At 68.3% G+C, this 24510-nt stretch carries 21 protein-coding genes and 1 rRNA gene; 14 read left to right on the forward strand and 8 right to left on the reverse strand.

Annotated features, from left to right (window positions below):
- Positions 1-60: 60 nt before the first annotated feature.
- The gene (locus tag FBZ87_RS25125; protein WP_246134592.1) at positions 61-843 is read right to left on the reverse strand and encodes a protein tyrosine phosphatase family protein; all 783 of its coding nucleotides are present in this window, start codon (positions 841-843) and stop codon (positions 61-63) included.
- A gap of 203 nt (positions 844-1046) precedes the next feature.
- Positions 1047-1535, reverse strand: coding sequence for a hypothetical protein (locus FBZ87_RS25130; RefSeq protein WP_145613332.1), 489 nt, complete (start codon positions 1533-1535; stop codon positions 1047-1049).
- A gap of 268 nt (positions 1536-1803) precedes the next feature.
- Here FBZ87_RS25130 and FBZ87_RS25135 point away from each other — a divergent pair, with 268 nt between their 5' ends.
- Positions 1804-3183, forward strand: coding sequence for a hypothetical protein (locus tag FBZ87_RS25135; protein WP_145613333.1), 1380 nt, complete (start codon positions 1804-1806; stop codon positions 3181-3183).
- 96 nt (positions 3184-3279) lie between these two features.
- Here FBZ87_RS25135 and FBZ87_RS25140 read toward each other — a convergent pair whose 3' ends face one another.
- Positions 3280-3978, reverse strand: a complete 699-nt coding sequence (locus FBZ87_RS25140) for a DUF1194 domain-containing protein (RefSeq protein WP_186454967.1) — start codon at positions 3976-3978, stop codon at positions 3280-3282.
- A 77-nt stretch (positions 3979-4055) separates the two neighbouring features.
- Positions 4056-5153 (reverse strand): A/G-specific adenine glycosylase, encoded by a 1098-nt coding sequence (gene mutY, locus FBZ87_RS25145; RefSeq protein ID WP_145613335.1) that lies wholly within the window; start codon positions 5151-5153, stop codon positions 4056-4058.
- A 118-nt stretch (positions 5154-5271) separates the two neighbouring features.
- Here mutY and FBZ87_RS25150 point away from each other — a divergent pair, with 118 nt between their 5' ends.
- From FBZ87_RS25150 to FBZ87_RS25205, 12 genes are all read left to right on the forward strand, one after another.
- Positions 5272-5763, forward strand: a complete 492-nt coding sequence (locus FBZ87_RS25150; RefSeq protein WP_145613336.1) for a DUF721 domain-containing protein — start codon at positions 5272-5274, stop codon at positions 5761-5763.
- Between the two features lie 73 nt (positions 5764-5836).
- The gene (locus tag FBZ87_RS25155; RefSeq protein WP_145613337.1) at positions 5837-6703 is read left to right on the forward strand and encodes a thioredoxin domain-containing protein; all 867 of its coding nucleotides are present in this window, start codon (positions 5837-5839) and stop codon (positions 6701-6703) included.
- Between the two features lie 128 nt (positions 6704-6831).
- Positions 6832-7518 carry a thioredoxin domain-containing protein gene (locus FBZ87_RS25160; protein ID WP_186454968.1) on the forward strand — a complete coding sequence of 229 codons (687 nt, stop codon included), beginning with the start codon at positions 6832-6834 and terminating at the stop codon, positions 7516-7518.
- 6 nt (positions 7519-7524) lie between these two features.
- Positions 7525-11064 carry a chromosome segregation protein SMC gene (gene smc, locus FBZ87_RS25165; RefSeq protein ID WP_145613339.1) on the forward strand — a complete coding sequence of 1180 codons (3540 nt, stop codon included), beginning with the start codon at positions 7525-7527 and terminating at the stop codon, positions 11062-11064.
- Between the two features lie 199 nt (positions 11065-11263).
- On the forward strand, positions 11264-11764 hold the full coding sequence (locus FBZ87_RS25170; protein WP_145613340.1) for a hypothetical protein: 501 nt from the start codon (positions 11264-11266) through the stop codon (positions 11762-11764).
- Between the two features lie 359 nt (positions 11765-12123).
- Positions 12124-12561, forward strand: coding sequence for a CBS domain-containing protein (locus FBZ87_RS25175; protein WP_145613341.1), 438 nt, complete (start codon positions 12124-12126; stop codon positions 12559-12561).
- Positions 12562-12755: 194 nt separating this feature from the next.
- Complete coding sequence (locus FBZ87_RS25180; protein ID WP_145613342.1) at positions 12756-13463, forward strand: glutathione S-transferase N-terminal domain-containing protein; 708 nt, start codon at positions 12756-12758, stop codon at positions 13461-13463.
- A gap of 234 nt (positions 13464-13697) precedes the next feature.
- Positions 13698-14564: a DUF3034 family protein gene (locus FBZ87_RS25185; RefSeq protein WP_211107178.1), complete on the forward strand. Its 867-nt coding sequence runs from the start codon at positions 13698-13700 to the stop codon at positions 14562-14564.
- 3 nt (positions 14565-14567) lie between these two features.
- Complete coding sequence (locus FBZ87_RS25190; RefSeq protein ID WP_145613344.1) at positions 14568-15104, forward strand: group I truncated hemoglobin; 537 nt, start codon at positions 14568-14570, stop codon at positions 15102-15104.
- Between the two features lie 812 nt (positions 15105-15916).
- Complete coding sequence (locus tag FBZ87_RS25195) at positions 15917-17863, forward strand: PrkA family serine protein kinase (RefSeq protein WP_145613345.1); 1947 nt, start codon at positions 15917-15919, stop codon at positions 17861-17863.
- A gap of 211 nt (positions 17864-18074) precedes the next feature.
- Positions 18075-19400 carry a YeaH/YhbH family protein gene (locus FBZ87_RS25200; RefSeq protein ID WP_145613359.1) on the forward strand — a complete coding sequence of 442 codons (1326 nt, stop codon included), beginning with the start codon at positions 18075-18077 and terminating at the stop codon, positions 19398-19400.
- 80 nt (positions 19401-19480) lie between these two features.
- A complete protein-coding gene (locus tag FBZ87_RS25205) occupies positions 19481-20998 on the forward strand; it encodes a SpoVR family protein (RefSeq protein ID WP_088872438.1) in 1518 nt (505 codons plus the stop codon).
- Positions 20999-21022: 24 nt separating this feature from the next.
- Here the strand turns inward: FBZ87_RS25205 and FBZ87_RS25210 are convergent, their stop codons facing one another.
- Positions 21023-21538 carry a hypothetical protein gene (locus tag FBZ87_RS25210; protein WP_145613346.1) on the reverse strand — a complete coding sequence of 172 codons (516 nt, stop codon included), beginning with the start codon at positions 21536-21538 and terminating at the stop codon, positions 21023-21025.
- A gap of 159 nt (positions 21539-21697) precedes the next feature.
- On the opposite strand from FBZ87_RS25210, the gene FBZ87_RS25215 reads away from it, so the two are divergent.
- Positions 21698-21892 (forward strand): hypothetical protein, encoded by a 195-nt coding sequence (locus FBZ87_RS25215; protein WP_040842430.1) that lies wholly within the window; start codon positions 21698-21700, stop codon positions 21890-21892.
- Positions 21893-21993: 101 nt separating this feature from the next.
- Here the strand turns inward: FBZ87_RS25215 and FBZ87_RS25220 are convergent, their stop codons facing one another.
- The 3 genes from FBZ87_RS25220 to FBZ87_RS25230 form a co-directional block, all read right to left on the reverse strand.
- The gene (locus tag FBZ87_RS25220; RefSeq protein WP_145613347.1) at positions 21994-23688 is read right to left on the reverse strand and encodes a tetratricopeptide repeat protein; all 1695 of its coding nucleotides are present in this window, start codon (positions 23686-23688) and stop codon (positions 21994-21996) included.
- A gap of 58 nt (positions 23689-23746) precedes the next feature.
- Positions 23747-24184, reverse strand: a complete 438-nt coding sequence (locus FBZ87_RS25225; protein ID WP_145613348.1) for a VOC family protein — start codon at positions 24182-24184, stop codon at positions 23747-23749.
- 227 nt (positions 24185-24411) lie between these two features.
- Positions 24412-24510: ribosomal RNA gene (locus FBZ87_RS25230) — 23S ribosomal RNA — on the reverse strand; the annotation flags it as partial.

Consider the following 24510-nt stretch of genomic DNA (forward strand, 5'->3'; position numbering starts at 1 on the left):
TTGAGCGGTCACGATCAAATGCCGCGCGTATATGCCGGAAAGGCTGGGCTGGCGCCGGGGTCACTCCCGGCGCAGCACCTTGTCAGCCAGCACGCTGGCCCACCAGCGCGTCATGAAGGTCTTCTTGAATTCGGGCGGGTCATAGACGTCATCCACCCAGGTGTAGAAGGCGTCGACGCTAGGCTCGATCCCCTGGGCCTGGGCATAGGCCAGGAAGGTCTCGAAGAAGTGGTCCAGGATGCCGGTCTTGGCATGGCGCAGGTGGCCATACTTGGGGCTGAGCTGACCCAGCGCCATTTTCAGCGGTACCCCCTCATGCACGAACTGGTATAGCACGCTCATGAAGCCGACGCGGTCGGACCCGGCCTTGCAGTGCATCAGCACGGGGTACTGGGCGTCGCGCCAAATCTGCCGCGCCTGGTGCAGGATGTGCTTCTTGGGCGCGTCGCGGGAATTGACGGCGAAGTTCACCAGGGTCAGACCGTGGCGGGTACAGGCCTCATCCTCCAGCACCCAGGACCCGCAATTGTCGCGGCGGCCGCGCAGGTTGATGACGGTGCGCACGCCCAGGCGGGCGGCCTGGGCGATGTGGCGCGGCGTCGGCTGGCTGGATCGGTACAGCCGCGGCGAAATCTTGAACATGTTCTTGTAGATCATGCGGATGAACGCGTGATCCTTGAAGAAGCTGTTCAGATAGCGCTTGAAACCGCGGATCTGGTTCGGCGGCACGGCGGCGTGGGAGGGGGTAGGCTGCCCCCCGGGCGCGGTGTGGGAGGGCGGCGCCCCGGGGCCGGCCGCCGGCATCTTGTCCACCGTCGCGGCCTGCAGCCGATAGTCCGTCATCGCGTGCACTTATCCTAAAGCAAAGGCAGGAAACCACCGGCCCGCCATCCAGGGGGAGGGATCCGTCAGGCTCACGGCCCCTATATAGGATGTTTGCCCGCCGGGGGCGAGGGGCCTCGCGCGCATGGGCGCATCAACCGCAGGCCCGCGCGGGTGGATATAGGGGTTAAGCGCGCCGGATATGGCCAGTTAGTCCACCCCGGTCAGCGCCCCATGGGACGGACATGGCTGGCGTCCAGCCTATCCAGCCGCTCGAAGAAGGGGGCCATCACCGACCGGTCCTGCTTGGTTTCCTGTTCCAGGGCGGCGCGGTCATGCTCCGTCCAGCGGACCAGGGCGGCCATCTCCTGCCGGTCGAAGGCGCTGAGACTGGAGGCGGACGCCAGCTTCTGCGCCGCCGCCCCCTTTTCCACCGGCTCCTCCGCCGCGCGGGCCGCCTGCCGGGCGGCCAGCACGCGCTGGGTCACCTGGCGCCAGCGCCGCTCATCAAAGCCATAACTGGCCAGCAGGGATTTCGCCTCCGGCCCCGGGTGGGCCAGCAGGACGAAAGCGGGCTGTCCATCGTCCGGCGCGGACGCGACCAGGGCCTCCGCCGCGCTGACGTAGCGGCCGACCTCGGCGGCGTCCAGACGCTCATGCGCCAACATCGGCGCGGATACCATCAGAACCACTAACGCGGCTGCGAAACGCATCGTTTGCCCCCAAACGTTCGCGCGCCAAATGTGATCGTTTCTTATATCGGGCACGCAACGACATTTCCAGCGGAAAGCCTGTAAGTGGAGAGTAGAATTGAAGAATTATGGCGGGGGTATGGCCGCCGCAGCGCTTGGCGCAAACTCTTCCGGAGAGCGCGCAAGGACAGGCCTGCGGCGCGATCGCGCATGCCCCTTGAATGATGCCATGACGTGCCCTAGGGTCCCGTCGCACCCATGGGTTTCATTTAGGATAAGACGTAGCCCCGTGTCCCGCTTCACCGCCCGTCTTCTTGCCGCCGGCACCGCTCTGGTCCTGGCCGGTTCCGCCCTTGCCCAGACCACGCCCCAGCCGGATCAAGCCTCGGGGGGCCAAGCGCCGGCCGGCGGTGGCGACAACGGCGGCCTGATCCTGCCGGGCGCCATCTCCTCCGGTTCCAGCGTGGCAGCCCCCCAGCAGGCCCCCATGCCGTCCGGCCCGGCCGCCGGCCCCGCAGTGGGTCCGGCAGCGGGCCCGGCACTGGGCCCCAGCGCCGGCCCGCGCCAGGCCCCGGCCGCGCAGGCCCCGATCGCCGGCCCCGCCACCGGCCCGGCGGCGCCCTCCGGCGCGCCGGCCGCCTCCAAGGTCGGCACCGTCACCGGCAACTGGCAGGTGGGTCCGCAGGTCTATACCGACGGCAGCTTCAAGCTGTGCGAGGCGCAGGCCAGCTTCGACAACGGCCTGGCGCTAGTCTTCCTGGCCCTGCCCGTGCCTCAGGCCGAGCAGCAGGCGAAGAAGCTGCCGCCCAAGATCATCAACCTGGTGATCGGCGTGCCCGGCGCCAACATGCCGCCGGGCCAGGGCCCGGCCATCAAGCTGAAGCTCGACGGCAAGCTGGAGCAGACGCGCGGTTCGCAGGTCATCCAGCCGAACGCCATCATGACCGGCTTCGACCCGATGGACGCCAACTTCATGAAGGCGCTGCCGGCGGCCAACAAGCTGGAGATCACCAGCCCCAACGACACGGCCACCTTCGTGCTGAAGGGCGGCACCAAGGCGTTCAAGGACCTGAACGCCTGCTTCGACCAGGCCATGGCCGGGAAGCTGCAGCTTCCCGCCCCGCCGCCCGCCATCCCGCCGGCCTTCGCCGCCCTGCTGATGGATGCCGGCCTGAAGGACGCCCACCCCCTGCCCGTCGACAAGATGTCGCCGCAGGAGCGGCCGGGCGACTTCGCCTGGGCCATCCAGAAGGACGTTATCGGTTCCTTACGGTCCGTCGGACTGAAGCCTGAGGCCGGCGATCTGGAAAAGATCATGCAGAACTACCTGGACAGCCTGTCCAAGGGCTGCCAGGGCACCTACACCCCGACCAAGGGCAAGCTGGAAAAGCTGCTGCAGATCGACATGCAGACCGGTTCCGCCAGCTGCAAGACGGACAAGGGCGAGTTCTACGCCAACCTGATCCTGTACCTGACCAAGGACCGGCAGCTGTTCATCATCTCGCATGAGGCGCCGGTGGCGTCCAAGGCGGTGGCCGACAACGCCGGCAACGCCATCGCCGGCGTGCTGCGCAAGAAGGCCAACGAGCCGCCGCCCGCCCAGGGCGCGCAGCAGCAGCAGCCCGCCCAGGGCCCCCGCCCGGCCGCTGGCCCCCGCAAGCAGCAGTAAAGACCAGCGATCTGGCTGAAATAAGAACGGGAGGGGCAAACACCCCTCCCGTTTTCTTTTGGGCCCCGGCCCTTCGCCTGGGCGGCCGCCCAAAAACTACACCACTTCCCGCACCAGCTTGGACAGGAAGGCATCGGCGAAGGCGTGACGGTTGGCGGCGGTTATGACGAAGGCATCCTCCCCCGCGACCACGTTCTCGCGGTAGTAGGGTTCCAGCCAATCGTACTCGTCCAGGATGACCAGGCCGTTCACGCCCACGCCGGCGGCCTGGGCGTGCGCCCGAGCGGAGCGGGGATCGATGCCGCCGTTGTTGAAGCCGTTGCTGACCAGGTCGATGGTCCGCCGGTCGGCGCTGTAGGGGCAGGCGTCCAGCTGGCGCACGGCCTGGACGATGCAATCGCCCAGCGCCGTGTTGCCGCCCATGGCGACACCGGGCGCCTCATCGATGCGGTCGGCCAGGGCCAGCGCGTCCTGGGTCCCGGCCAGCAGGGTCCAGGGCACCAGGGTGGTCAGGGTGCCGGGGCCGGAGAACAGGGCCAGTTGCACCGCCACCTTGCCCTTCGGCCCGCCGGTCAGGGCCTGGTGCACCGTCTTGTCGCGGAAGGCGGCGGCGTGGCCGCGCAGCTGGAAGTCCAGCATCACCTTGGAAATGCTGGCGGAGCTGTCGACCGCCATCACCAGGGCGAGGTCCACGGGCGTACCGCCGGCCCGCGCCCAGGCCCGCCCCGGCAAGGTGGGAGCCGCCAGTGCCGCCCCCATGCCGGCCAGCAGCGCGCGCCGCGTCGGCTTGGCCATTCCTTGACCACCCTCACTCACGTCTCGTCCCATCTACCCGTAGTCCTATGGAGAAACGCGGCGGCACCTGGGTGGGATCAGTCCTTGCCGCCGCCGCGCGCCCAGGCGACGACCTTGCGCATGACGGTGGGCAGGGCCTGGTCATGGAAGTCGGCGGGGGCGCACCACACGCCCTCCACCGCCGCCCCATCGTCATCCAGGTGGCCGCGAACGACGGTAAGTTCCAGGTGAAAATGGGTGAATGTATGGCGGACGACACCGGGCAGGCGCTGCCAGTCGGCCGCCGCCGGCGCCCAGCCCAGGGCGCGGGTGTAGGCGAGGTCCACGCCAGGTTCCCACGCGCTGGATGGCACCTCCATCATCCCGCCTAGCAGGCCCGATTCGGGGCGGCGGCGCAGCAGCACCTGCCCCCGGGCGTTGGTCAACCAGAAGGCCACCCCCCGGCGGGTCGGCTTGGCGGCCTTCTCCGCCTTCAGCGGCAGCAGTTCCGCCAGGCCGTCGCGCCGGCCCCGGCAGGCCGCCATCCACGGGCACAGCACGCAGCGGGGGCTGCGGGGGCTGCACAGCGTGGCGCCCAGGTCGAACAGGGCCTGGGTGTAGTCGCCCGGCCGCTTTTCCGGCACCAGGGCGGCGGCCAGCGCCTTCAGCTTGGGCTTCGAGCCTGGCAGCGGATCGGTCACGGCATAGATGCGGGACATCACCCGTTCGACATTGCCGTCCATGGCCGTGGCGGGCCGGTCGAAGGCGATGGCCGCGATGGCGGCGGCGGTGTAGGCGCCGATGCCGGGCAGATCCAGCAACGCCGCCTCGTCCGCCGGGAAGCGGCCGCCGTGCCGCGCCACCACCGCCTTGGCGCAGGCGTGCAGGTTGCGGGCACGGGCGTAATAGCCAAGACCGGCCCATTCCTTCAGCACCTCGTCCAGGTCCACCGCCGCCAGATCCGCCACCGTGGGCCAGCGGGTCAGGAAGCGCTGGAAATAGGGGCCGACCGTCGCCACCGTCGTCTGCTGCAGCATGATCTCCGACAACCAGACATGGTAGGGGTTGGCCTTGGCACCGGGGGCGGAGCGCCATGGCAGCACCCGGCGGTGGGCGTCGTACCAGGCCAGCAGGTCGGCGGGCCGGGGGGCGGGCAAATCGTTGCCGGGGGGAAGGGAGTCGCCTGCGACGATCATTGTGTGGTCAAAGCCCCTTGCGCCATGGTTCAACTGCCCCCAAACACTGTCCCAGACAAAGGGGTCGGCGTTAGCGGATACGCCGCCCCCGCAACCGTTTCAAGGTCCACCACCACCCATGCCCGGCCCCCGCCCCATTGGCCGCCACCTGAACGCCATCGCCGGCAAGGCGCTGGGCCCCCATGGCCCGGCCTTCGCCACCCTGCTGGCCGAGTGGGACGCCATCGTGGGTCCCCGCCTGGCCAGCGTGGCCCTGCCGCTGAAGCTGCAGTTCCCCAAGGGCCGGCAGGATGATGCCGTGCTGCACCTGGGCGTGGCCGGACCCGCCGCTTTGTTCATCCAGCATGAGGAGCCGCAGATCCTGCAGCGGTTGAACGGCTTCTTCGGTTTCCGCGCCGTGGCGCGGCTGAAGCTGCTGCAGGCGCCCCCCGCCACCAACCGGCGGCGCGACCGGCCGGCGCCGATTCCCCGCCGCCTGTCGGCGGGCGAGGCGGCGGCGCTGGAAACCCAGACGGCGGCCGTGGAAGACGGGGATTTGCGGGAGGCGCTGACCAGCCTGGGTCGCGCCATCCTGGCCACCGAAAAGCCGGTCGGGTCCCCGAAGCGATAGCCCCTCGGACGCGGCTTGCCGGCCCCCGGCGCCGCCCCCTATAGTCACTACAGTTGGTATCGGAGGAACTAAGGTGAACCTACATCTGCGTAATTCGCTGGCCGCCGCCCTGGTGGCCGCCGGTGCCCTGGCCGGTGTCCTGGCGGCCGGTGCGGCCCACGCCCAAGCGGCGGACGCCCCGGTCACCATCGACGTCGCCAGCGCCACCAGCCCGCGCGTGCTGGGCGATGTCAAGGCGCCCGTGGTGCTGGAGGAATACGCCTCGTTCACCTGCCCGCACTGCGCCCATTTCGAGGAAGCGTTCCTGCCGCAGCTGAAGGCCGACTTCATCGACACCGGCCAGGTGCAGCTGGTGTTCCACGACTTCCCGCTGGACCAGCTGGCCTTCGCCGCCGAAATGGCCGCCCGCTGCCTGCCGCCCGACCGCTACACCGCCGCCAAGGGCCTGATCTTCAAGACGCAAGCGCAGTGGGAACACGCCGACGACCCGCTGAAGGCCTTGCAGCAGACGCTGCGCCTGGGCGGCATGTCCGACGCTACCTTCACCGCCTGCCTGAGCAACAAGCCGCTGCAGGACTTCATCACCCAGAGCCGGCTGGACGCGTCGGAAAAGCTGGGGGTAGACGGCACCCCGACCTTCTTCATCAAGAAGGGCGACGCCATGGTGGAGAAGATCGACAACCTGCGTGAATACAGCCAGCTGTCGGAAGCGCTGGTGAAGGCGGGCGCTAAGGCCCCGGCCAACCCGGCCCCGGCGCCGGCGCCGGCCGCAGCCACCCCCGCAGACCAGGCCGCGACCACGCCGGCCAGCACCCCGGCGGCCTCCGCCGCCGCGCCGGCCGCGTCCACCGGCCCCAACACCGGCCTGATCGTGGGTGGCATCATCGCCGCCCTAGTCGTGCTGGGCGGCATCTTCATGCTGACCCGCCGCAAGAAGTGAGACCAGCGGCGCCCTGGGGACGGGGATCCCAAGGGCGCCGTCTTCGTGCCCGTCGCGTTTGGACCGGTCGCGTTTTGAACCAGTCGCGTTTTGGAGTCGGGATGGAGGGGGATATGGCAGGGCGTTGGATGCGTGATCGAGCCGGCATGGCCCAGGGCCTGGTCATGGGGATGGCGGCGCTGGCCGCCCCGCTGGCCCTGCCCGCGCCCGCCGTGGCCCAGGCAGCGGTTGCCCCCGCCCCGTCCACGGGTGGCGGCATCGACATCGCGGCCGCCACCAGCACCCGCGCCCTGGGCAGCGGCAACGCCCCGGTGGTGATCGAGGAATACGCCTCCCTCTCCTGCCCGCACTGCGCCCATTTCGAGGAGACGATGCTGCCCCGCCTTAAAGCGGACTTCATCAATCCCGGGCAGGTGCGCTTCATCTTCCACGACACGCCCACCAACCGTGTCGGCTTTCTGGCCCACATGGCCACGCGCTGCCTGCCCGTCGGCAGCTATAATGACGCCCGCAGCCTGCTATTCAGCACCCAGGACCAATGGCTGGGCGCCAAGGACCCGGAGGCGGGCCTCAAGGAGATGATGGGCATGGCTGGCCTGCCGGCGCCGGCCTATGACGCCTGCGTCGCCAGCAAGCCCATCCAGGACTACATCGCCGCCAGCAGCCAGGAGGCCACCGAGGCGAAGGTCGAACAGACGCCCACGCTGATCATCCGCAAGGGTGGCAAGGAAGTGGACCGCATCGCCGGCCCCAACGACTATGACAAGCTGGCCGCCGCCCTGATCAAGGCGGGCGCCAAGGCACCGAAGAAGTAAGACCCCGTGCAATTCACCAAGCTTCGCATCTCCGGCTTCAAGTCCTTCGTGGACCACACCGAGCTTCTGATCGAGCCCGGGATGACCGGCATCGTCGGCCCCAACGGTTGCGGCAAATCCAACCTGGTGGAGGCGTTGCGCTGGGCCATGGGCGAGACCTCGGCCAAAAAGATGCGTGGCGAGGACATGGACGACGTCATCTTCGGCGGCACGGCCACGCGGCCGGCGCGCAATTTGTGCGAAGTCGTCCTGCACCTGGACAGCCCCAACCTGACCGCTGGCACGCCGGGCGTCAAAGCGGACGCCGTCCAGACGGAAATGGAGATCAGCCGCAAGCTGGAGCGCGGCGCCGGTTCCGACTACCGCATCAACGGCCGGCCCGCCCGCGCCCGCGACGTGCAGCTGCTGCTGGCCGACAACGCCTCGGGCGCCCATTCCCCGGCGCTGGTCAGCCAGGGCCGGGTGGGTGCCCTGATCAACGCCAAGCCCGGCGATCGCCGCCAGTTGCTGGAGGAGGCGGCCGGCATCACCGGCCTGCATTCCCGCCGGCATGAGGCGGAATTGAAGCTGAAGGCGGCGGAAACCAACCTGACGCGCCTGGACGACGTGGTCGTCACCATGGACGCACAGCTGCAGAACCTGCGCAAGCAGGCCCGCCAGGCCGCCCGCTACCGCAACATCTCAGACCACATCCGCCGGGCGGAGGCGCTGCTGCTGCACCTGCGCTGGACCACCGCAACCGCCCAGGTCATGCAGGCCCGCGCCGGCTTCCACAAGGCGGAGGAGGCAGTGCGCGGCCTGATGCTGGCCGTCACGCAGGCCACCACCAAGCGCACGGATCTCGCCGCCAGCCTGCCGCCCAAGCGCCAGGCGGAAGCCGAGGCCGCCGCCGCCCTGCAGCGCCTGCTGGTGGCGCGGGAGCAGCTGGACGCGGAGGAGCGGCGCGCGACCGAGGCGCTGGCCACCCTGCAGCGCCGTCTGGCCCAGATCGAGGGCGACCTGGCGCGCGAAAAGGATCTGGCCGCCGACGCCGACCGCGCGCTGGCCCGCCTGGCGGAGGAACGCCAAGCCATCGTCGACGCGCAAGGGGACGAGGCCGAAAGCCAGGAACTGGCCAAGGCCCGCCTGGAAGAAATCCGCGACACGGTGGCAACCCTGGACGCCGAGCTGGCGGCCGCCACCGAGCGCCTGGCCGCGGACGAGGCCAAGCGCGCGCAGATCCAGCGCCAGGCGCAGGACCTGGAGCAGCGCGTCGCCACCCTGCGCCGCCGTGTCGAGGAGACGCAGGCGCAGAAGGCCGAGCTGGAGCGCCAGCAGGCCGCCCGCGACGACGTAGCCGAGGCGGAAGAGGCCATCCACCTGGCCGAGGAACGGCTGGAACTGGCCAAGGGCACGGCGGAGGAGGCGGAGGCCGCCAAGGCCGGGGCCGAGCAGGCCGCCAATGCCGCCCGCGCCCTGGGCACGCAGGAACAGGCCACCGCCCGCGACGCCCTGCAGCGGGCCGAGGGTGACCGCGCCCGCCTGACGGCGGAGGCCGACGCCATCACCCGCCTGCTGAAGGCCGGGGCCGGTGACCTGTTCCCGCCGCTGGTGGACGCGCTGACCGTGGCCAAGGGCTATGAGCAGGCCCTGGCCGCCGCCCTGGGCGACGCGCTGACCGCCCCGCTGGATGAGGCGGCGCCGGTGCACTGGCGCGCCCTGCCCGCCCTGGGCACCATTGTCCCCCTGCCCGCCGGGGCGGAGCCGCTGGCCGCCAAGGTCAAGGCCCCGGGCGCGCTGGACCGCTGCCTGGCCCATATCGGCATCGTCGCCGACACCGCCACCGGCACGCGCCTGGCACCCGACTTGGCGCCTGGCCAGATCCTGGTGACCCGCGACGGCGCTGCCTGGCGCTGGGACGGGCACTGCATCGCCGCCGGCGCCCCCACCGCCGCCGCCGAGCGCCTGCGCCAGCGCAACCGCCTGACCGAGCTGACGCAGGAGATCGCGGAGGCCGACACCCTGGTGGCCGAGGCCCGCGCCGCCTATGAAGCGGTGAAGGACGCGGCGGAGGAGCGCGTGGCCCTGGCGCTGCGCGCTGTGGACCAGGCCTCCGCCAAGGACCGCGTGGCCCGCGACGCCGTCAGCGCCGCCTTCCGCGCCGTGGCCGACGCCCGCGCCACCCACGCCCGTGTGGCCCAAGCCGCCGCCGCCCTGGCCAGCCGCCTGGCCGCCCTGTCCGAAACCCTGGACCAGATGACGGCGGATGAGGAGGACCTGCGGGAACGCTGGGCCGAGGCCCGCGCCACGCTGGAGGAGCTGCCGCCCCCGGGCGAGGGCCGCGAGCAGATCGCGGAGGCCCGCCTGCGCCTGACCGAGGCGCGCGGCACCCAGGCGGAGACGCAGAACGCCCTGGACCGCTTGCTGCGCGAGGCGGAGGACCGCCGCCGCCGGCTGGATGCCATCGCCGCCGAGGAAACATCGTGGCGCCAGCGCCGCGACGGCACCGGCGGCCGCCTGGCCGAGCTGACCGAACGCGCCGAAGAGACACGTGAGGAGCAGGAGCGCCTGGCCGAACGCCCGGCCCAGATCGAGGAAGAGCGCCTGACCCTGGCCGACCTGATCCATGAGGCGGAGCGGGTGCGTAGCCGTGCCGGCGACGACCTGGCGGAAGCCGAGGGCGCGCTCACCACGGCCGAGCGCACCCTGAAGGAGGCAGAGAACGGCCTGGCCGACGCGCGCGAGGCCCGCGCCCATGCCGAGGCGGCCGTCGGCTCCGCCCACCAGCATCTGGACACGGTCAAGGAGCGCATCGCCGAACGGCTGGATTGCCCGCCGGAACAGGTGCTGGCCCTGGCCGGCCTGGACGAGGGCGAGCCCCTGCCCGAGGCCCATGCCGTGGAGCAGCGCCTGGGTCGTCTGGAGGCCGAGCGCGATAACATGGGCCCCGTCAACCTGCGCGCCGAGCAGGAGGTGCAGGAGCTGGACGAGCAGATCGGCGTCATGAAGACGGAGAGGGAGGACCTGGTGTCCGCCATCGCCCGCCTGCGCCAGGGTATCTCGGGCCTGAACAAGGAGGCGCGCGAGCGGCTGCTGGCCGCCTTCCACAAGGTGGATGCCCATTTCCAGGAGATGTTCACCCAGCTGTTCGGCGGCGGCCGCGCCCAGCTGAAGCTGACCGACACCGAGGATCCGCTGGACGCCGGCCTGGAGATTTACGCCAGCCCGCCAGGCAAGAAGCTGCAGATCCTGTCGCTGCTGTCGGGCGGCGAGCAGGCCTTGACCGCCATCGCCCTGCTGTTCGCTGTCTTCCTGTGCAACCCGGCGCCCATCTGCGTGCTGGACGAGGTGGACGCCCCCCTGGACGAGGCCAACGTGGGCCGCTTCTGCGACCTGGTGGAGGAGATGGCGCGGGCGGGCCATACCCGCTTCCTCATCATCAGCCATCACCGCCTGACCATGTCGCGCATGGATCGCCTGTTCGGCGTCACCATGGCAGAGCGGGGGGTGTCGCAACTGGTGTCCGTCGACCTGGCTACCGCCGAGGAACTCCAGGCCGCCGAATAGGCGTAAAAATGGAGCTGCGGTAGGGTGTTAACCCCGTTACCCGCGACAACTGGCGCGCTGGCCCGCAACAGTCCGGCCCTGGCGGGAAAGCGCGCGCTGCACTATCTTAACAGGCAAGGGCCCTGGGGCAGGGTCCGGGCGGTTGGGGCTTGTTTCATCCGGCGGCAGCGGCCGAACCGGACGTGTGAGGGAGACTGAAATGCGGTACCGTTCCTTGGCACTCGCGGCGGTGGGCCTGTTGGCCGTTGCCGGTTGCGCCACCAACCCCGACGCCGACCAGGCGGCGTACGCCCAGCGCGCGCTGATCGGCATGCCGAAGCAGACCCTGCTGTCCTGCGCCGGCGTGCCCACCCGCCAGACGGCGGTCGACAATGTGGAATACTTCACCTACTCCAGCGACAGTCTGCAGACCCGCGTCGGCCCGTCCTACTGGGGTGGTTTCGGCGGCGGCCCGTGGCATCGTGGGTATTGGGGTGGCGCCGATTTCGGCCCCACCGAGGTGTCGGCCCGCAACTGCAACGCCACCTTCACCCTGAAGAACGGCGCCGTGCAGCAGCTGGTCTACGGCAGCTCCACCGACAGTCCCGCTGGCCGCCTGTCCCAATGCTACGCCATCGTGCAGAACTGCTTGCCGCTGGTGCCGCAGCAGTCGGGTCCGGCGGCCTCCGCCGCGACCGGCGCCGGCAGCCGCGCCCGTTAAGGGACCGAATATTGCCTTGCCGAAACAATCCCTGGGTCGCCAGGGGTTGTTGGGCACGGCGCGATGCATTGGGCGCCCATATCCCTCGACCTATGCTTAAGGCCCGGCCCTCGGCCGGGCCTGTCGCCGTTTGGCCCATTGCGGACGCGGCGCAACATGACGTTTCATAGTCCCCTGGAAGGAGGGGCCGCCGGTTGCGGCCCGCTTCCGGAGGGGGCCGTTACCGGTCGACAGAAACCGGCGCTGGTTTCCTTGGCATGAATCCACTGGGCACGCGGAAGACCGGCCCTTGGGAAGGCCGGACCAGGGCGCGAGACCGCCCCCGCCCGCGTTCCCCGTGTTGAACGGGAGAAGCGCCTATGCATGTTTCCGGTATCCTGAAGCACAAGGACAGCAGCACCATCATCAGCGCCAAGCCGGGCGACACCATAGAAACGGTGGCGGCCCTGCTGGCGGCCCATCGCATCGGCGCCGTGCTGGTGCTGGACCCCGGCGGCAGCGTGGCCGGCATCATTTCGGAACGCGACATCGTGCGCGGTCTGGCGACCCACGGTCCCGCCGTACTGAACCAGAGCGTGTCGGAACTGATGACCCGCAAGGTCGTGGCCTGCGCTCCCGGCGACAGCGTCTCCTCCATCATGACCCGCATGACGGAAGGCCGCTTCCGCCACATGCCGGTGATGGACGGCGGCCGGCTGGTGGGCTTCATCAGCATTGGCGACGTGGTGAAGCATCGCCTTGCCGAGGCCACCAGCGAGGTGGAGAGCATGCGCGTCTACGTGGCCGGCGGTTTCTGAGCGGCGCATCCTCCGCCCCGCGCCACCCCGGTGCCACGCGCCGGGGAAGGGAGTTGGCTGCACCGGGTGAAGGCATCACCCGCAAGGGATGGACAGGCAAGGGATGGACGGGCCGCTGTGATGACCATCGCAGCGGCCCGTCACCCGTTCCGGGAGGCTGCCGTCCCCGCCCCTTCAGCGAAAGCCGCCGCCCCATGGTGACCGACCCCAAAGCCATCGCGCTATACGCCTGGCCCACGCCTAACGGCCACAAGATCTCCATCGCTCTGGAGGAAATGGGCCTGCCCTATGCCGTGCACCCCGTGGACATCGGTGCCGGCGACCAGTTCAAGCCGGACTTCCTGGCCATCTCACCGAACAACCGCATGCCAGCCATTGTCGATCCCGACGGGCCCAACGGCCAGCCGCTGTCGCTGTTCGAGTCCGGCGCCATCCTGATCTATTTGGCGGAGAAGACCGGCCAGTTCCGCCCTGCGGACGCCGCGGTGTGGTATGGCCATGTGCAATGGCTGATGTGGCAGATGGGCGGCGTCGGCCCCATGTTCGGCCAGGCCGGCCATTTCCGTAACTACGCGCCCGAGCGCATCCAATACGGCATCGACCGCTACACCAATGAGGCCCGCCGATTGATCCGTGTCGCCAACACCCAGTTGGCCAAGACGGAATTCCTGGCCGGTGACTACGGCATCGCCGACATGGCGACCTTCCCCTGGCTGCGCCTGCATGAACGCTACGACATCGATCTGGCCGACTTCCCCCATGTGAAACGCTGGATCGACACCGTGGCCGCCCGCCCCGCCGTGCAGCGCGGGCTGGAGCTGCTGAAGGACAAGAGCCGCCCCGCCGGCCAGGCCCTGGATGATAAGACGCGGGAGAACCTGTTCGGCGCCCGGCAACGCTGAAACCCGGCACCGGCGGCCCCCCTATTCCGGCCCATCTTCCGGATAGTGGCGCCTTGACCACGCCGCCGCCGCCGCCATCTACCCCCGCGCCACCGCCCGTGCGGCGGGGCGCGGCCTGGGGATGGTCCCCGGCACGGATATGGTCAAGGGATGGGCATGCTGGGGCGGTTTTCGGATGTGCGGCGTCAGCGCCGAGTCGCGGCGTGGGCCGGCTCATTCTTGCTGGTCGCGGGGTTGCCCCTCGCCCCGCCGGCCGCCGGCGCCACCGTCAGCCGGCCGGAAGACATGACCGTCAGCGGCAAGCTGATCGCCACCGGCGGCGTCACCCAGGTGGAGGGGGCGGCCGGCGGCGGCCTGACGCCCTGGGCCGTCATCGGCGGCGGCGGGACGCGGGAGGAGGTGGGTGCCACCGCCTTCTTCACCGCCGTGCGCACCCATGATTACGGCATGAACGCCTATGGCGCCCTGATCGGCCTGTGGGACCGGGTGGAGCTGTCGGTGGCCCAGGACAGGTTCGACACCCAGGCCATCGGCGGCGCCCTGGGGCTGGGCGACGGCTACGCCTTCACCAACACCATCGCCGGCGTCAAGGTGCGGGTGGCGGGCGACGCTGTCTATGACCAGGACAGCTGGCTGCCCCAGCTGTCCTTGGGCGCGCAGTACAAGTCCAACGACCGCGGCAGCCTGGTGAAGGCGCTGGGTGCGCGCAGCGGCGACGGCGTCGACCTCTACGCCAGCGCCACCAAGGTTCTGCTGGCGCAAAGCCTGCTGCTGAGCGGCACGGTGCGTCTGACCAAGGCCAACCAGACCGGCCTGCTCGGCTTCGGCGGCGCCGACGACGACTACCATGCGGAACTGGAGGGCAGCGCCGCGCTGCTGCTGGACCGCAACCTTGTCGCTGGCGTGGAATACCGCATGAAACCCAACACCCTGGCCCACGCCAACCCCGGCCTGGCGCCGGAAGACGACTGGTACGACGCCTTCGTCGCCTGGCTGCCCGGCAAGAACCTGGCCTTCACCCTGGCCTATGTGAATTTGGGGCGGGTGGTGACGCCCACGCGGCAGAACGCCGTCTATCTGTCCTTGCAAGCGGGGTTCTGAGCCATGACGCGCCGCACCGCCGCCGCCCTGCTGACAATCACCCTGGCCGGCGCGATCGCCGGATGCGCCTCCGGCCCCTCGCCCGACCTTTACCAGACCTTCGGCGGCCAGCCGGGTCTGATCTCCCTGGTGGACGACTTCATGGACGGCATGATGCGCGACCCCGACCTGCGCCCCTATTTCGTCAACGCCAACCGTCCCCACATCAAGGCGGAACTGGTGGCGCAGTTCTGCGCCACCCTGGGCGGCCCCTGTGAATACAAGGGCATGGACATGAAAATGGCACACGCCCGTTATGGCATCGGCGACCATGAGTTCAACGCCCTGGTTCAGGATCTGCAGGACGCCATGGACCTGCATCGCATTCCCTACCGCGCGCAAAACCGTTTCCTGGCCATGCTGGCGCCCTATCGCGACGACGTCGTCCACCCGGCCCCGCCGCCCCGCGCCCGCCCACCCCTGACCATCGCGCCCGACGCCGTGGTCGTGCCGGAGACGGTGCCGGCCGGTGGGCTGCCCAACAAGCCGCCGGCACGCTGACGCTGCCCCTTTGTGGGGCAGATGCCCAAGCGACGGGCAGCCGCCGTCCTTTGGACAGCACGGCCCGAAATCCTCCGCCATATGGATAGAGGGACTAGCGCTAGGCCTGGATCGTGGTTTAGCATCTACCTATAGCTGGGCCATCCACCCCGCCACTGGATTGTGGGGGTTTTCAGGGCCGGCCAGAACCTGCCAAGCGATCCCCGCAGATGGAGCGCAGCGGCCAAAAACATGTATCCCAGGGCACATCGTTAACATTTTGGTGAGGCCTTGGAGCTCACCCTGCCTATAGGGAATACGCATGAAATGCCGCCGGCGCGGTGGTCGCGGGAACAGCCCGGGCCTAGGCCATTTGGCGGAGGGACGCGTGGCAAAGGGCGCCGCTGCATGGGCCCGGTTATAAACGGACAAGGTTGACCGGATCGCTGATCCGGCGCCCCGGGGATAGGCCGGGGGATAGGTGGAATGGACGAGGCCGGCGACCGGCTGGTCGGCACAACGTTTGGTTTTCGCTGAAAAATTCCCCGATCTGCCTCTACTCCGTCGCAATCATCCACCAATATCTAAATCAAGACCCAAGGCATCCGGGTACAGGGAGAACGAAGGACGGCAGGTGAGTGTTCAACAAGTGGAGTCCAAGGGTCTGGTCCACCGGGACGGACCATCTGGTACGGAACTTGCCTCTCCTGAAACGTCAGTCACGAGGTTGGTACCCCGCTGGAACGGGGGAGAGTGGAGCCGTCGCGGTCTCGCGTGTTGGGACCGCCCGTCGAGTTGCCTGATAGGCGTGATCCTTCTGAAAGGGTGAACCCATGCCGAAGTCGACCGATTTATTCACAACCTTCGCCCAAAGCTATGAGGCGCGCCGCGAAGTGGCGATGTCGTTGCAGGAATACCTGGAAGGGTGCCGCGACGATCCGATGATGTACGCCAGCGCGCCGGAGCGTCTGCTGGCCGCCATCGGCGAGCCGGAGGTGGTGGACACCGCCAAGGACAGCCGCCTGTCCCGCGTTTTCATGAACCGTACCATCAAGATCTATCCCGCCTTCGCCGAGTTCTACGGCATGGAGGAGACGATAGAGCGCATCGTGGGCTTCTTCCGCCACGCCGCCCAAGGCCTGGAGGAGCGCAAGCAAATCCTCTACCTGCTGGGCCCGGTGGGCGGCGGCAAATCCTCGCTGGCCGAGCGTCTGAAGGCGCTCATGGAAGAGCAGCCCATCTACGTCCTGAAGGCTGGCGATCAGCTGAGCCCGGTGTTCGAAAGTCCGCTTGGCCTGTTCGACCCCGGCACCATGGGCGAGGCGCTGGAGGAACGCTACGGCATTCCCCGCCGCCGCCTGACCGGCCTGGTCAGTCCCTGGGCCATCAAGCGCCTGGATGAGTTCGGCGGCGACATCACCCGCTTCAGGGTGGTGAAGCTGCGACCGTCGCGCCTGCGCCAGATCGCCGTGTCCAAGACAGAGCCGGGCGACGAGAACAACCAGGACATCTCTTCCCTGGTGGGCAAGGTCGACATCCGCAAGCTGGAGATGTTCCAGCAGAACGATCCCGACGCCTACAGCTATTCCGGCGGCCTGAACCGGGCGAACCAGGGCCTGCTGGAATTCGTCGAGATGTTCAAGGCGCCCATCAAGATGCTGCACCCCCTGCTGACCGCCACGCAGGAAGGCAACTACATCGGCACGGAGAACATCGGCGCCCTGCCCTTCACCGGCGTCATCATGGCGCACTCCAACGAGGCGGAGTGGCAGAGCTTCAAGAACAACAAGAACAACGAGGCCTTCATCGACCGCATCTGCGTGGTCAAGGTCCCGTACAGCCTGCGCGTCACCGAGGAACAGCGCATCTATGAGAAGCTGATCGGCGGGTCGGAGCTGGCCAAATCCCCCTGCGCCCCCGGCACCATGGAGATGCTGGCCCGGTTCACCGTGCTGTCCCGCCTGCGGGAGCACGAGAACTCCAACCTCTTCTCCAAGATGCGCGTCTATGACGGCGAAAGCCTGAAGGAGACGGACCCCAAGGCCCGCACCCTGCAGGAATACAAGGACGCCGCCGGCGTGGACGAGGGCATGAACGGCATTTCCACCCGTTTCGCCTTCAAGGTGCTGGCCAGCACCTTCAACTATGACACGGTGGAGGTGGCGGCCGACCCGGTGCACCTCATGTATGTGCTGGAACAGGCCATCCGCCGCGAGCAGTTCCCGGATGAGACGGAGAAGCGCTACCTGGAATTCATCAAGGCCGAGCTGGCGCCGCGCTATGCGGAGTTCATCGGCTATGAAATCCAGAAGGCCTACCTCGAGTCCTACCACGATTACGGCCAAAACCTGTTCGACCGGTATGTCGACTACGCCGACGCCTGGATCGAGGATCAGGACTTCAAGGATCCCGACACCGGCCAGTTGATGAACCGGGATCTGCTGAACCAGGAGCTGACCAAGATCGAGAAGCCGGCGGGCATCGCCAACCCGAAGGACTTCCGCAACGAGGTCGTGAAGTTCGTGCTGCGGGCGCGGGCGGCCAACGCCGGCCGCAACCCCAGCTGGACCTCTTATGAGAAGCTGCGGTTGGTCATAGAACGGCGTATGTTCAGCCAGGTGGAAGAGCTGCTGCCGGTCATCAGCTTCGGCAGCAAGAAGGATGGCGAGACGGAGAAGAAGCACCACGAGTTCGTCGAGCGCATGGTGGATCGCGGCTATACCGAGCGCCAGGTGCGCCGGCTGGTCGAGTGGTACATGCGGGTGAAGCAGGCGGGCTGATCCGGGACCTTCGGACAGGAAGGGGCCCGGCTTCACCGGCCGGGCCCGGTCTCCGCAATCCCCTGCGTTCAAACGCGAAATGGACACCACCCCCGCCCGGCTGACCGCCGGTGGCGCTCTCCCGCCCGGCCCGTTCGAAGGCGCCGGGACGCCGGCGCCGCCGGTACGGTTCCCGGGGGACGGGGTACCGGGGAGTAATGCCTTGTCGTCGATGATCATTGTCGATCGCCGCAGCAATCCCAAGGGCAAGAGCCTGGCCAACCGCCAGCGCTTCATACGGCGTGCCAAGGAACAGATCCTGCGCGCCGTGAATGGCGCCTCGAGCAACCGCCGCATCAAGGACGTGGAGAGCGGCGCCGACATTTCCATCCCTACCGGCGGCATCTCCGAACCCACCTTCCACCGCTCCAGCCAGGGTGGCATCCGCGACCACGTGGTGCCCGGCAACAAGGAGTTCATGGAGGGGGACACCATCGCCAAGCCGCCCGGCGGCCAGAGCGGCGGCCGTGGCACGGATGGCAGCCCCGACGGCGGCGGCGAGGACGAGTTCCGCTTCGTCCTGACGCGGGAGGAGTTCATGGACCTCTTCATGGAGGACCTGGAACTGCCCGACCTCGCCAAGCGCAAGCTGAAGGCGGCCGACGCCGTGCTGTGGCAGCGCGCGGGCTATTCCGTTTCAGGATCGCCCACCAACCTCAACCTGGTGCGCACCATGCGCAACAGCCTGTCGCGGCGCATCGCGCTGAAGCGCCCCAAGTCGGAGGAGATGCTGGCGCTGGAGGCGGAGATCGCGGAACTGGAGGCCCAGCCGGGCAAGGACCCGGACCGGCTGATGGAACTGCGCGGCCTGCTGGAACGCCAGGTTATGCGGTCCAAGCGCATCCCCTACATCGACCCCATCGACGTCCGCTACAACCGCTTCACGCCCATTCCCAAGCCGGCGGCCCAGGCGGTGATGTTCTGCCTGATGGACGTCTCGGGCTCCATGACCGAGCATATGAAGGACCTGGCCAAGCGCTTCTTCATGCTGCTCTACCTCTTCCTCACCCGCCGGTACAAGCAGGTGGAGGTGGTCTTCATCCGCCACACGCATGAGGCGGAGGAGGTGGACGAGGACACCTTCTTCCACTCCACCGAGACCGGCGGCACCATGGTGTCGACGGCGCTGGAGGAGATGAAGCGCATCATCAAGGAGCGCTATCCCGTCGCCGACTGGAACATCTACGGCGCCCAGGCCTCGGACGGCGACAACACCACCAGCGACGGCGGCCGCACGGCGGCCCTGCTGGAGCATGACCTGCTGCCCGCCTGCCAGTACTACGCCTATGTCGAGGTCGGGTCCGACCCCGACGCCATGCCGGCGGGCTTCGCCACCCACGCCCGCGAAACCGACCTGTGGCGCACCTACAAGCAGGTCACCGGCACCGAGACGCCCTTCGTCATGAAGAAGGTCCGTCATCGGCGGGAAATCTACCCGGTATTTCGTGAGCTGTTCGCCCGCGACGGCGCGAAACAGTCGGAGGAGGCGACACCTTGACCTTAGCCCCCGTTGAACGCCTGAAGCCTGTCAAGAGATCGGAACCGGGGGAGAAGGCGCCGCCGCCGGACGATGCCAACCTGCTCTACACCGGTGCCGACTGGGACTACGACACCATTAAGCGCTGCCACGACGCCATCCAGGAGATCGCGCTGGGCGAGTTGGGACTGGACGTCTACCCCAACCAGATCGAGGTCATCACGTCCGAGCAGATGCTGGACGCCTATGCCTCCATCGGCATGCCCCTGCTGTACCGCCACTGGTCCTTCGGCAAGCATTTCGCCCGGGACGAGGCCATGTACCGCCGTGGCATGCGTGGCCTGGCCTATGAGATCGTCATCAACTCCAGCCCCTGCATCAGCTACATCATGGAGGAGAACTCCATCACCATGCAGGCGCTGGTCATCGCCCATGCGGCGTTCGGCCACAACCACTTCTTCAAGAACAACTACCTGTTCCAGCAGTGGACGGATGCCGAGGGCATCCTGGGCTATCTGGACTTCGCCAAGGCCTACATCGCCCGCTGCGAGGAGCGCTATGGCCAGCAGCTGGTGGAACGCACCCTGGATGCCGCCCACGCCCTGATGAACCAGGGCATCCACCGCTACCCCCGCCGCCGCCTGGACCTGCAGTCCGAAGCGCGGCGGGAGCAGGAGCGGCAGGAGATGCAGCGCCAGCTGTACAACGACCTGTGGCGCACGGTGCCCACCAAGAAGGGCCAGAAGGCGCCATCGGACGAGGAGCGGCGCCGGGCCCTGCTGGACCTGCCGGAGGAGAACATCCTCTATTTCCTGGAGAAGAAGGCGCCGCGCCTGGCCAACTGGCAGCGCGAGGTGCTGCGCATCGTCCGCCATGTAGCGCAGTACTTCTCCCCCCAGCGGCAGACCAAGGTGATGAACGAGGGGTGCGCCACCTACACGCACTACCGCATCATGACTCGCCTGCACGAAACGGGGCGCATCAGCGACGGCGCCTATATGGAGTTCTTGCACTCCCACACCGCCGTGGTGTTCCAGCCGGCCTTCGACGACCCGCGCTATTCCGGCATCAACCCCTACGCCCTGGGGTTCGCCATGATGCAGGACATCGAGCGCATCGCGACCAACCCCACGGAGGAAGATCGCGCCTGGTTCCCCGGCTATGCCGGCAGCGGCGACGCCATGGCGGCGCTTCGCGACGCCTGGGCCAACTATCGCGACGAGAGTTTCATCCTGCAGTACCTGAGCCCGCACCTGATGCGCAAGATGCGGATGTTCCACCTGCACGACAACAGTGATGAGAACGTCTACCGCGTCGCCGCCATCCATGACGAACGCGGCTATCGCCGGGTGCGCCAGCAGCTGGCGGCGCAGTACGACTTCTCCTCCCTGGACCCGGACATCCAGATCACCGACGTGGACCTGGCTGGCGACCGCCGGCTGATCCTGGAGCACAAGGTGCAGAACGGGGTGCTGCTGGCGGAGGAGGACGCCAAGTCCGTGCTGCAGCACGTCGCCAATCTCTGGGGCTACGACGTGCTGCTGTTCGAGAACGACGATGCAGGCAACACGCTGCGCAAGCTGACCGTGCCCGCCCGCACGATCCTGCTGGCAGAGTGATCAAGGCCCCCAAGGAGGCCAGCGTCAGAGGCAGCCTTCGATATAGTCAACGGCCGGGGGCAAGCCCGCGCGGAAGCGGGTGACCCGGCCGTCGGCTGTCTCGAACAGCAGGACCCGCCCCCGCTCCTCGATACGGAGATAGTGCCCGTCCTCATAGGCGTGGGGCTGCACCGCCACCGTGGGGCCATAGGCCTTCAGTACTGCCGCCTCCGTGGCGCCCACACCGATCCCCTGGGCCGTCCGGATGGTCGCCTCCCCACCCGGTGGGGCGAAGACGTCGATGCGGGTGATCCGGCCCTTTTCCACCATGTAGCTGATCTGCTTGTCCTTGCCGTCGCTGCGGCCGGTCAGCCAGCAGTCCGCCGACTGGGCCTGGCCCATGGGACGAAAGGAAACGTTCAGCGCCGACTCCGCCTGGACGACCGTCATGCCCAGGCGGACGGGGCCCAGACCGTCGAAGGTCAAGGGCGGCGGTGACGGCTGGCAGGCGGCGGGTAGGACGGCCATCCCGGCCAGGAAGGGGTAGACCCAGGACCTCATCGGAACCTTCTCCCGAACGGCGGCTTGTTCCTGCGTGCCGGCCACCGATTTGTCATGCCGCAGATGCGAAATCGCCCTAGTTAAGCCATGTTGCATCGCGATATTATGAGCGTACCCCAAGCGGGTACCCAACCGCCAACCTCCTAGAGAGCAATTCCGATGTCCACCCTGGAACTGGATCCCGCCTTCGTCGCCGCTTGCGAAGCGCACGGGCTGGACCCGCAGAAGACCAACATGTTCCTGCTGGAATGCGCCGTTCAGGGCCGCGAGCCGTCCAAGGTTTCCATGTTCGAGCTGGACCGCCAGCCGTCCGACCTGTGGGCCAAGGTGCGCAAGCTGAACCGCGCCGCGTGATCCCGGGCCCTACTGGCCAAGCCTTGCTGAATTGGCTCTGCTGAATTGGCCCTGCTGAATTGAACGAAGCCGCCGGGCCGTTGAGGCCCGGGCGGCTTTTTTCATGCCCTCGGGTTCCATTTGTCCAGGGATGCCGCCACCCTGGCCAGCACGCCATACCAGTCGCCGGCCACCTCCTGCCGGAACTGGCGCAGGGTGGGATACCAGGGGCTGTCGTCACGGTCGCGCAACCAGCGCCAGTCGGAATCGAAGCGGTTCAGCAGCCACACCGGCCGGCCCAAGGCCCCCGCCAGATGGACGACGGAGGTATCGACGCTGATCACCAGGTCCATCGCCTGGACCAGCGCCGCGGTGTCGGCGAAGTCGGCCACACCAGCCATACCGTCGATGACACCGCCGGGCAGACCACCCGCCGCGTCCGGATCCTTCTGCAGGCTGTGGAATTCCACTTCCGGGCAGGCGGCCACCAGGGACTCGACCTGGGCCCGTGTCAGGGAACGGCGGCGGTCCACCTTGTAGGTCGGGTTGCCGGCCCAGGCGATGCCGACGCGGGGACGATCCCCGGCTGCAAGTAGGGTGGCCACCGCCGTCAGGTAAGGCGTGGCAGCCGGCACCGTCTCCAGCCGCGTGTCCAGCGCTAACGGCAGGCTCATCAGGGGGCAGTGCAGATCAAAATCCGGCAGGGGCGTGCCCCGGGCGACGAAGTGTACGTCCCCCACCGCCACCAGAGTGGGGGAGGCGCGCAACAGGCGCAGCAGGGGCTGCGGTACCTCCACCACCAGCCGGCGGCAGCGGGCGGCCACCAGGGGAATGTAGCGGCAGAACTGCAGGGTATCGCCATAGCCCTGCTCGGCATGCAGCAGCAGCGTCCCCCCGGCCATGTCCTCGCCCCGCCAGGTCTTCTGGGCGAAGGGGCGGCGGTGGGGGCGAAAATCGGGACTGGCCCACCGCCATTCATATGCCGCCCAGCCCCGCGGGTAGTCGCCCAGGCCAAGCCAGGCGAGGCCCAGGTTGTAGCGGGCCTCGGCATAACGGGGATCGACCGCCAGGGCTGCCTGGTAGCAGGCGATGGCGCCGTCCATGTCGCCCAGCGCCTTCAACGCGCTGCCCAGGTTGTTGTGCGCCTCCACCAGATGGGGATTGAAGGCCAAGGCGGCGCGGTAGCACGCAATGGCCTCCGCGGTCCGGCCCCGTTCCAGCAGCACGTTGCCCAGATTGTAGTGGCCCTCCGGATAGGCGGGGCGCAGGGCCAGTGCCTGGCGGTAGGCGGCCTCCGCCCCGTCCAGGTCTTCGCGCTGGCGCAGGGCATTGCCCAGGTTGCTGTGCGCCTCGGCGAAGGTCGGCCTCAAGGACAGCGCCTGCCGGTACTCGGCCTCCGCTTCGTCCCAGCGGCCATGGTGGCGCAGGATGTTGCCCAGATTGCTGTGGGCGTCGGCATTGTCGGGCCGCAGGGCGATCGCCCGCCGGTAGGCGCCCTCGGCGGCATCCAGCCGGCCCAGCTTGGCGAGCGCGATACCGAGGTTGCCGTGCATGGCGCTGTCGTCCGGCCGCAACGCCACGGCCTCGGCGATCAGTTCGGCGGCGACGGCGGACTGGCCGCGCGCCTGGGCCACCAGGCCCAGCACGTGCAGGAAGGCCGGCTGGTGCGGGTTCTGGGCCAAGACGCGCCGACAGGCGCTTTCCACCCCGGTCAGGTCGCCGGCATGGAAGCGGGCGACCACCTGGTTGTAATCGGCCTGGTTGGGGCTGGCCGGAGCGTGCGCGGTCGCGGTGATTTTGAAAGCCCTCTTTCCCACTGTCCCTCAGCTTTACACGGGAGGGGCGGGGAAAGCGGGCGGTCAAAAGGGCGGGCCTTCAGGGCTCACCCCAATAATCGCCGAAGATCCAGACGTGGCCCTCCAGGTCGCGGGCCACATACTCGCGGGTGCCATGGCCGGTGTCGTGCGGGTCGGTCAGGATGTCGGCACCGGCGGCGCGCGCCCGGGCATGGTGGGCATCGACACCATCCAGCGCCACCCACACCCCCTGGTTCAGACCGTTCAGCACCCGGGGGCTATGCATGCCGTAACGGTCGACCGGGTTGTCAGGCCCCAGCATCAGCAAGGCGTGCCCCAGCTTCAGCTGGGCGTGGACCACCCGTCCGCGCTCATCCGTGATCACGTGGTGACGGGTGAGGCCGAAGGCGGCGCACAGCCAGTCAACGGCGGCGGCGGGGTCTTCATAACGCAGCAGGGGAAAGAATTTCGGGCTCCGCGGGCCAGTATCGGGCCCGCCGTCAGGCGCCAGGGTCATGTAACCGTCCTTGCAGTGGCAGGACGGATACCGGTCCCGCGACAAGGACCATGGTAGCCCGGCTTCAAGGCCGCCGGAACAGGACCAAGGTTCATCATACCATAGCAATAAGGCCGCTCCCTAACGGGAACGGCCTTACTTGCATTTGTGATGAGGTCTTGAATAACCCGTGTATCGCACCGGGCGTCAGCGCACGGGATTACCGTTGCGCGCGGCGCCGTTAAGGAGTGATCAAGCCGGACGAGCGATTAGTATGGCTTAGCTTCACGCGTTGCCGCGCTTCCACATGCCACCTATTGACGTGCTGGTCTAGCACGGCTCTTCAG

This window comes from Nitrospirillum amazonense, assembly GCF_007828035.1.
In the GTDB taxonomy this organism is placed as follows: domain Bacteria; phylum Pseudomonadota; class Alphaproteobacteria; order Azospirillales; family Azospirillaceae; genus Nitrospirillum; species Nitrospirillum amazonense.

What these genes read in the sequence shown, in the direction of transcription:
- FBZ87_RS25225 (WP_145613348.1), bottom strand. Translation starts at nt 24,184, where the DNA reads ATGACCCTGGCGCCTGACGGCGGGCCCGATACTGGCCCGCGGAGCCCG.
- FBZ87_RS25180 (WP_145613342.1), top strand. Translation starts at nt 12,756, where the DNA reads ATGGTGACCGACCCCAAAGCCATCGCGCTATACGCCTGGCCCACGCCT.
- FBZ87_RS25175 (WP_145613341.1), top strand. Translation starts at nt 12,124, where the DNA reads ATGCATGTTTCCGGTATCCTGAAGCACAAGGACAGCAGCACCATCATC.
- mutY (WP_145613335.1), bottom strand. Translation starts at nt 5,153, where the DNA reads ATGATCGTCGCAGGCGACTCCCTTCCCCCCGGCAACGATTTGCCCGCC.
- FBZ87_RS25215 (WP_040842430.1), top strand. Translation starts at nt 21,698, where the DNA reads ATGTCCACCCTGGAACTGGATCCCGCCTTCGTCGCCGCTTGCGAAGCG.
- FBZ87_RS25190 (WP_145613344.1), top strand. Translation starts at nt 14,568, where the DNA reads ATGACGCGCCGCACCGCCGCCGCCCTGCTGACAATCACCCTGGCCGGC.
- FBZ87_RS25170 (WP_145613340.1), top strand. Translation starts at nt 11,264, where the DNA reads ATGCGGTACCGTTCCTTGGCACTCGCGGCGGTGGGCCTGTTGGCCGTT.
- FBZ87_RS25200 (WP_145613359.1), top strand. Translation starts at nt 18,075, where the DNA reads ATGATCATTGTCGATCGCCGCAGCAATCCCAAGGGCAAGAGCCTGGCC.
- FBZ87_RS25140 (WP_186454967.1), bottom strand. Translation starts at nt 3,978, where the DNA reads ATGGCCAAGCCGACGCGGCGCGCGCTGCTGGCCGGCATGGGGGCGGCA.
- FBZ87_RS25210 (WP_145613346.1), bottom strand. Translation starts at nt 21,538, where the DNA reads ATGAGGTCCTGGGTCTACCCCTTCCTGGCCGGGATGGCCGTCCTACCC.
- FBZ87_RS25195 (WP_145613345.1), top strand. Translation starts at nt 15,917, where the DNA reads ATGCCGAAGTCGACCGATTTATTCACAACCTTCGCCCAAAGCTATGAG.
- FBZ87_RS25150 (WP_145613336.1), top strand. Translation starts at nt 5,272, where the DNA reads ATGCCCGGCCCCCGCCCCATTGGCCGCCACCTGAACGCCATCGCCGGC.
- FBZ87_RS25160 (WP_186454968.1), top strand. Translation starts at nt 6,832, where the DNA reads ATGCGTGATCGAGCCGGCATGGCCCAGGGCCTGGTCATGGGGATGGCG.
- FBZ87_RS25130 (WP_145613332.1), bottom strand. Translation starts at nt 1,535, where the DNA reads ATGCGTTTCGCAGCCGCGTTAGTGGTTCTGATGGTATCCGCGCCGATG.
- FBZ87_RS25125 (WP_246134592.1), bottom strand. Translation starts at nt 843, where the DNA reads ATGACGGACTATCGGCTGCAGGCCGCGACGGTGGACAAGATGCCGGCG.